The sequence below is a fragment of the Acinetobacter rongchengensis genome, from assembly GCF_003611475.1.
Taxonomy (GTDB): Bacteria; Pseudomonadota; Gammaproteobacteria; order Pseudomonadales; family Moraxellaceae; genus Acinetobacter; species Acinetobacter rongchengensis.
Genome location: NZ_RAXT01000222.1, coordinates 1 through 330 on the forward strand (window position 1 = coordinate 1; position 330 = coordinate 330).

Consider the following 330-nt stretch of genomic DNA (forward strand, 5'->3'; position numbering starts at 1 on the left):
TTGGTGCTGTAGGTGCTGTGGTATCACCGACTGTTGATGTATCACTGCCTTCTGGTGATTTATTACCTGCTTTATCTGTCACTGTCGCTGTTAATTCAACATCAGTACCATCAGCTGGTTTGTCAAACTCAACCACAATACCGTTGGTATTGATGTCGTCTTTATTTGATCCATCAACCACAACTTCTTGGGTTGAACCATTTGGAAGTGTAATCGTGACTTTGTCACCTTCTTCAACTGGCTCAGTTGGTTTAACTGTTGCTGTAACCTTGCCATTTACAAGATCCGTTGGATTGATAACACCATCACCACCATCATTGATTACAACGC

The 330-nt window shown here is 42.1% G+C and carries 1 protein-coding gene; it reads right to left on the reverse strand.

Features of this window, described 5'->3' with window-relative positions:
• On the reverse strand, positions 1–330 hold a 330-nt coding region (locus tag D7V20_RS19970; protein ID WP_171407876.1), incomplete at both ends, for a hypothetical protein.